This window comes from Halorhodospira sp. 9622 (genome assembly GCF_022228025.1).
Taxonomy (GTDB): domain Bacteria; phylum Pseudomonadota; class Gammaproteobacteria; order Nitrococcales; family Halorhodospiraceae; genus Halorhodospira; species Halorhodospira halophila_A.
The window spans coordinates 26,212-32,211 of the sequence record NZ_JAJNRE010000022.1; the positions used below are offsets into that span (position 1 = coordinate 26,212).

The following is a 6,000-nucleotide window of genomic DNA, read 5'->3' on the forward strand; positions in this document are numbered from 1 at the left end:
ACACCAACCTCTTCTCGATACGAAAGTCACATAGAATGGTACTGCGAACCATTCGCATCTGCAAGCTTATACGCATCGCGTGCACCCCTTCCCCCTGCCCAACGCGCAGTCCAAGATAATCAGACTTGCGCGCCCCCGGCTTACCGGCCCGCGGTGAGCAGTGACTGCGCCTTTCAGTCGGTTCTAAACCTCAGCCACCAGCGCCAGTCAGCAGGCTGCCCGGGAACATACCAATGCGCCACGACCGCCCCATGCCGGAAAAGCCGCTCGAGGTTGGTCTCGACTCCAGAGCCACCCCCGAACACCTGTGGGAGATCCTCACGGACACCAATCAGTGGCCACGCTGGGGACCGAGCGTTCGTCGTGTCATAGCGGCCGAGCGCTACATTCATGCCGGCGCGACAGGGCGGATTGTCATCACCGGCGTTGGATTGCAAGTCGGGTACCGGATTACAACATTCGAGCCACCCTACCGATGGGACTGGTCGGTCGCCCGCTTTCCCGCCACTGGGCACCGCGTTGATCCGCTACCGAACGGCGGGGCGCGAGTGGTGTTCGAACTACCGCGTTGGGCCTTTGCATACGCCCCGATCTGCCGGCAGGCGTGCCGACGGATCATCGACATCGCCCACCGATAGCGCCGCCCGGACCCCGGGCACCGGCGACAAGACCGCCCGAAAGCCCCATCCAACGCCCTCGCGGGATCCGTCGGCCCGCGCGCACGGGCAGTTGGTCCTTTCTGATACGATGACGCCCTCAGTTGCAACTCAGGTGCATCAAGCATGGCACGCGGGCTCCGCTGGTGGACGGTCACCCTGTTCCTCTGCTCCGGTTTTGCCGCACTTGTCTACCAGGTGCTGTGGGTCCGCGAGCTTGGCCTGCTCTTCGGCAACACCGCCCAGGCCGCAGCGCTGGCGATCGCGGTCTTTTTCGCAGGCCTCGCCGCAGGCGGCTGGGCCTGGGGGCGGCTGGCGCCGCGCTTACGCTCCCCGTTAGCCGGCTTCGGCCTGCTGGAGATCGGTGTGGCCATTACCGCCCTCGGCCATTTCCTGCTCTACGACCTCTACCACGCCGCCTATCCGGCACTCTATGGCCTGGCCGGCGACCTGCCGGCGGCGGACCTGGCCCTGCGGATCACCCTCGCCGCGCTGATCCTCTTCCCGCCGGCATTCTTCATGGGCGGGACGTTCCCGATGATCGGGCAGTTCATGGTCCGCGCCCCGAGCCGACTGGCAACCACCGGCACGGCGCTGTATGCACTGAACACCTTCGGTTCCGTCCTCGGCGCACTGGCCGCCGGATTCCTGCTGCCGATGGCCCTCGGCTTCAGCGGAACCTACCTGCTGGCGGTTGCCATCGACCTGAGTGTCGGGGCGGCCGCGATCGCCCTGGCCCGCGCCCCGGCAGCAAAACGAGCTTGCGCCGATCCGGCGCCGTCGCCGGGAGACAGGGCACCCGGGTCTTTCGAGACCAGTGGCCTCTCTTCCCGAATCGTGCTGTGGGTCGCCTTCGCATCGGGGTTCGTAACCCTCGCCGTTGAAGTGCTCTGGACACGCCTCTTTGCCCAGGTCCTTCAGAACTCGGTCTATACGTATGCGATCGTCCTCGTCGCCTTCCTCCTGGCGCTGAGCCTGGGCTCCGTCGCCTCCCATGGACTGGCGCGGATCCCTCGCTTTAACCCCCGTCATGTGCTGCTTGCCCTGCTCACCATTGCGGCGACGGTGGTGGTCGTCTCGCCCTGGGCTTTCCACAGCGCAACGGCCGGCCTGACCTACGTCGGTTCCGGCGCGGGCTGGATGGAATACCTGACGGCGGTCTCCGGCATTGCCCTGCTGGTCATGGTCCTGCCCGGTGTCATGCTGGGGGCTGTCCTGCCCTATCTACTGCGCGTCGTCCAGGCCGCCAATCCACAGCCGGGCCCGGCCATCGGCGGGCTGGTTGCCGCCAACACATCAGGCGCCATCCTCGGTTCTCTGGTTGCCGGCTTCGTTCTCCTCCCCACACTTGGCGCAACGGGCAGCCTGATCGCTTTGGGTGCGATCTACCCCCTGTTGGCCGTCGCGGTACTCTCCCGGGAACCGCTCCCGCGCTGGCGGCGCTGGACATACGCCACCCCATTGCTGGCGGCCGCTCTGGCTCTCGCCGCTTTCCGACCAGGCGAGTGGAACATCGCACGGGTCGATGAGGCCGCCGGCGAGCGGCTGCTCGAGGCACGGGAGGGCACCCACGCCACCGTCGCGGCGATCGAGCAGGATGGAGACCGGCTTCTGCGGGTCAACAACCATTACACCCTGGGCGGGACCGGGGCGCTCGAGTCCGAGCGCAACCAGACATTGATCCCCATGATGGCGCACCCCGAGCCGCAATCCGTCTTCTTCCTGGGACTCGGCACGGGGATCACGGCGGGCACTGCCTTGAACTTCCCAGTGGAGCGGCTTGACGCCTGCGAACTACTCCCGGAAGTCATCGAACTGGCCGAGGCCCACTTCGGTCCCTGGACTCAGGGGTTGTTCGAAGATCCCCGTGCGCACGTGCGGGCCCAGGATGCACACCATTGCCTTCGCCACGCCGAACACAAGTACGACGTCATCATCAGCGACCTCTTCACCCCGTGGCGGGCCGGCACCGGAAACCTCTACACCAAAGAACACTATCAGCAAGCTCGTAAGCGGCTTGAAGACGGGGGACTGTTCGTCCAGTGGCTGCCGCTTTACCAACTCAGCGCTGATGACTTCGCGATCATCGCCCGGACCATGGATGCCGTATTTCCGCAAGTCGTGGCCTGGCGGGGAGACCTGTTTGCCGATGGCTCCATTCTGGCGCTGATCGGCACGGAAGAGGATGTCACCCTGAACCCCGAGGCGCTCATCCGGCACGGAAGACGGCTGGCAGGCAACACGCCCCACCCGGAAGCCGCGTTACTCGCATCCACACTGCGCATGTACGCGGGACGGATCACCGATAGCGGACTCTTTGAGGATGCACCGATCAACACGCTGGACCGTCCGGTCATCGAGTATCAGGCCCCGCGCACCCAGCGCCGCGTCCAGGCCGGCGAGGCCTCCTGGCTGATGGGCCGCAACCTGGGGCACTTTTACGAAACCCTGGCCGAGCGCAACCCGCTCCAAAAAGACCCCTATCTGGCGCGAGTACGCGCTGCTCACCCGCCCGCCTTGGGCTACGTTGTGGCCGGACGGCACTACTACCACTACAACGTCTTGCACAATGAGGGACAGGGGCCACTCGCCCAACGCCACCTGCGAGCGTTCCTCGAACTCACGCCATTCCACAGCCCACCGCAAGAGGCAGAGTCACCGACAACCCGCTCCGGTTGGGAGGAGTAACTCGAACCCCGGTGATCGGGCCCGGTGACAGACCACCCCATAACCTCGTCCAACGGCCTGGGTTTCCGTTGGCCCGCGGCTCGGCTGAGAGGCGTATCACATCCCGGACTTCCGGCCTACACTCAGGGGCACCTTTGTCCATGCACGGCGGCTAGCCGTGGCACGGAGACCGCTGATCGGCGCCATCGTTCCGGACTTGGGGCAAGCCTTCCCTGGGCCGCACCGATGGCCGGAGAGTGCAAAGGATGCTCCCTCGATCCCCGCTGAACCGAACGCACCTTGGGTTCGCCAGCGTCTACCTGGCCGCGCTTCTGGATCTCCTGGCCGGAGGCCACGTGATCTGGTTGTGGTCCGACACACCCGCCGATCGGGTGCTTATCGCCCTGCTCTCGATGAGCGCGGCCGGGATCCTGTTACTGGTGGCCGTTTACCTGACCGTGTTGACGAACGGCCGTGAAGGCAATGGCTGCCTGATCGCCAACGTACCCGTGGTTCTGGTGATATTGGGCATTCTGGCGGCACCGGCGGAAGCGGTCATCATCCTGCTGTTTCTGATCGGCTGGATGTGGCCGGCTGTGGTCAGTGTCGCCGTGTTCATCGGCGGCCCCAGGACGCAATAGGGTGTAACCGAACGCGGAGACGAGTCGATGTGCGGACGCTTTGCCCTGACCACGCCCCTCGAGACCATCGGCGAAAGCCTCTTCGGCATCCCGTCCGTGGGCGAGTCGCACGCACCGCGCTACAACATCCCGCCCGGAACCCCCATCCCCGCCTTCCGCAGCGCGGACGAGCCCGGCGAGGCCGCTGTCCTCGATTGGCCCGTCTGGGGATTCAAGCCCCGGTGGGCGGATACCGACGGGCCCGCACCGATCAATGCCCGCGCTGAACGGGTCGCCACCAGTCCCTACTTCAAGCGTGCATTCAGCCAGCGCCGCTGCCTGATCCCCGCCAGCGGATTCTTCGAATGGCGCCAGGAGCAAGCCGGCAAACAGCCCTACTTCATCACCCTTCGGGACGACGATCCCGATGGCGTCATGCTCCTCGCCGGGCTGTGGGAGTGGATCGATGAACACCAGACGTGCTGCGCCATCCTCACGGAACCGGCCAGCCCCGCCCTTCGGACCATCCACGACCGCCAGCCCGTGATCCTCGACCCCGCGTGTCGGTGGGACTGGCTGGATCCAGCCCTGAACGAGCGCGAGGCGGTCCGCAGCGCGGCCCGGCGGCTGGATCCGGCGCACCTTACACTATGGCCGGTTTCAACGCGGGTGAACAAACCGGACAACGACGACGCCGAGCTGCTCGCTCCCGCGTAAGCCACGCAACCGAATGATCCTCGTATCCGCTGGGAAAGACGACACAGCGTGTCGTAGGACTGGAGTAGAAAGGGGATTCGGCCGCTACACGAATCAGGGCGCACCGACGAAGCCAACCATGGGTCTGTTCAACCTCGGCAAAAAAGACGCCTACGGCAAGCAGCGGCGCATCGAGCACCGCGGCAAATACCTGCGGGCGAGTCGCACCGGCGGGGTAGCGCTGCGCGCCCAGGCGCGGGCGGCCGGTGTGAATCTGACGGCGAACACCCGGCGCGGTGTCCGCGCCTCGGTCACGCCGGCGAAGAACACCCAGGTGGCGCTGCAAAACGGCCGGTTCATCCTGCGCGGGCGCTACGGCAAGGGGCCGACCAAGCTGAATCTGTCCAAAAGCGGGGCGAGCGTCTCGACGCGCAACCGGCTCGGCTCGTTCAACTGGTTCCGCCCCAACCGCTCCTCAGCGAAGGTTTTCGGTGTCCAGGTCCGCGGGCAGAAGGCGGCGCAGCTGCAGATGGTCTACATGGTCTTCGCCGCGCTCGTCGGCGGCGTGCAGCTGCTCTTTGTGGTCATCGGCGGGCTGTTGCGCGGCGCCGTCGCGCTGGGGCAGTGGCTCATTGATCACACCCGGGCCCTGCCACGGCGCTGGCGCAACGCCCGGTTGCAGCGCCAGCGCCGCAGGGTCGATCCGGCGGTATCCGAGGCTATAGCGCGCCTGGATGCCGACGGGCTCAGCGCCGCCGTCGCCCTGGCCGTCGCCCTCTGGGGGCGGGGAGAAACACTCGAGGAAGGATGGCGCCGCGTCCAGCACCGCGCCACCCAGAACCCCGGCCTGGAAGCCCTGCCCCGCTCACCGGAGCTGTTCGAGGGAGTTGCGGCGGAGCTCGAGCGCTGCCGCGCTGCGGTGCAGCCGGCACAGGACGCGCACCGGATTGTGCTCGCTTTGCTGGCCGAGGCGGCGGCGCAGGGGATGGACGGCGAGCGGCGGGCCGCACTGCTTTTCGATGTGGACGATCTGGCCCTGGCGCGGGGACCGCGGACCGTGCTGCAGGAGGAGTTGCTGGAGATCTTCGCGGACCACGCCCAACTGAGCCTGGAGCCGGCCATGCCGGTGGAGACGACACAGAAGGTGCCTGGCCACTCGCGCAAGGCGCCGGAGGCACCCCAAGGATCGATCAATCTGAACACCGCCTCTATTGAGGAACTCCAGGCGATCCCGCACGTCGGCCCGGAACGCGCCGCGGCGATCGCCGCCATGCGCCCCATCCAACGCATCGAGCAGCTCGAGGCCATTGACGGCATCGGCCCACAACGGCTTCGGGAGATCGCGGCGCATGCGCGGCTGA

Annotated in this window: 5 protein-coding genes; all 5 read left to right on the forward strand. The window is 66.5% G+C overall.

The annotated features are described in order from the left end of the window. Positions 1–233 precede the first annotated feature (233 nt). Positions 234–638 carry an SRPBCC family protein gene (locus LRG07_RS11205; protein WP_201169395.1) on the forward strand — a complete coding sequence of 135 codons (405 nt, stop codon included), beginning with the start codon at positions 234–236 and terminating at the stop codon, positions 636–638. Between the two features lie 144 nt (positions 639–782). Further along, positions 783–3,344, forward strand: coding sequence for a fused MFS/spermidine synthase (locus tag LRG07_RS11210; protein ID WP_238642394.1), 2,562 nt, complete (start codon positions 783–785; stop codon positions 3,342–3,344). A 245-nt stretch (positions 3,345–3,589) separates the two neighbouring features. Next, positions 3,590–3,964: a hypothetical protein gene (locus tag LRG07_RS11215; RefSeq protein WP_238642397.1), complete on the forward strand. Its 375-nt coding sequence runs from the start codon at positions 3,590–3,592 to the stop codon at positions 3,962–3,964. Between the two features lie 27 nt (positions 3,965–3,991). Then, the gene (locus tag LRG07_RS11220; RefSeq protein ID WP_238642399.1) at positions 3,992–4,660 is read left to right on the forward strand and encodes an SOS response-associated peptidase; all 669 of its coding nucleotides are present in this window, start codon (positions 3,992–3,994) and stop codon (positions 4,658–4,660) included. A gap of 118 nt (positions 4,661–4,778) precedes the next feature. Beyond that, on the forward strand, positions 4,779–6,000 hold a 1,222-nt coding region (locus LRG07_RS11225; RefSeq protein ID WP_238642401.1), incomplete at its 3' end, for a helix-hairpin-helix domain-containing protein.